The following is a 1,148-nucleotide window of genomic DNA, read 5'->3' on the forward strand; positions in this document are numbered from 1 at the left end:
TACCATTTTCTTTTTAAGCTGCCGCAGATAAACTGGTATTTGAAGTGTTCAAAATAGAGGTATGGCTGGGGTATTCAAGCTCAAGATTACTGAGACAAAGTCCGAACTAAAAACCCTGCTGGGTCAGCAGAAAACCGCCTTTGGTAAGGAACGAGTGCAAGCTCTCTATCTGCTAAAACTTAGGAAAGTGAAAACTATTCAAGAGCTTGCCCTGCACCTAGGGCGTAACCGCACTACCTGTCAACGATGGTTACGTCGGTATCGTCAAGGAGGCGTAAGCGAACTGCTAGAGCAGCAAGTAAGGTCAGGTCGAAAACCGGAAATTCCCCAGTGGGCTATTCAAGCCTTAAGTAAACGTTTGCAGGAACCTGAAGGCTTTCATAGCTATGGGGAAATTCAAGAGTGGTTGGAGAAGACATTAGGGGTAAGCGTGTCCTATAAAATTGTGCATCGGACAGTACACTATAAACTCAAAGCTAAACTCAAGCGACCAAGACCGAAAAGTTTGGGGCATAATCCCATCAAAGCTGAAGCATTTAAAAAAACTTGTCTGTAGACTTGGAGCTGCTCAAAAACTACTACAGTAATCAACCTGGAGCCGAGAAACCCGCATCCGTGCGTTATTGGTGTCAGGATGAAAGTCGATTTGACCTACGCACAATTCCCGGTAGAAAAATTACCGCAACAGGAGTCAAACCAGTGGGTTTAGTGCAATGGCAATCAGAGGGATACTACTTATATGGGTTAGTGGAACCCAAGAGTGGAGAAAACTTTTTCTGGGAATTCTCTCACATGGATAGCGCTTGTTTTCAAGTGTATCTGCAAAAATTCGCCCGCGCATATCCAGAAGATTTACACATCATCCAGTTGGATAATGGACCATTGCACACAGCAAAGAAACTAAAGCTACCACCTAATATTGTGCTGTTGTTTCAACCTGCTCATAGTCCTGAGTTGAACCCTATAGAAAGGCTATGGGAACACCTCAAAGGGCAATTGAGATGGCAGGTTTTTAAAGACCTCCAACACTTGCAGGAGCGAGTGAGTGAACTGTTGAACAATTTGGAACTTGATGTCATCACATCATTGACAGGATGGGCATACATTCTTGACTCCTTATCTGTGGCAGGTATTTAAGAAAATGGTAT

General features: G+C 43.7%; 2 protein-coding genes. Both read left to right on the forward strand.

Annotated elements, in window-relative coordinates; translation table 11 throughout:
• Positions 1-61: 61 nt before the first annotated feature.
• Complete coding sequence (locus tag AC2VE5_RS28380; RefSeq protein ID WP_486890852.1) at positions 62-556, forward strand: helix-turn-helix domain-containing protein; 495 nt, start codon at positions 62-64, stop codon at positions 554-556.
• Positions 547-1,137, forward strand: a complete 591-nt coding sequence (locus tag AC2VE5_RS28385; RefSeq protein ID WP_486890853.1) for an IS630 family transposase — start codon at positions 547-549, stop codon at positions 1,135-1,137. The genes AC2VE5_RS28380 and AC2VE5_RS28385 overlap by 10 nt, the downstream gene beginning before the upstream one ends.
• The last annotated feature ends 11 nt before the right edge of the window (positions 1,138-1,148 follow it).

The organism is Aliterella sp. E5.1, assembly GCF_057473825.1.

Coding starts and splice junctions, on each gene's coding strand:
- AC2VE5_RS28380 (WP_486890852.1), top strand. CDS start 62: ATGGCTGGGGTATTCAAGCTCAAGATTACTGAGACAAAGTCCGAACTA.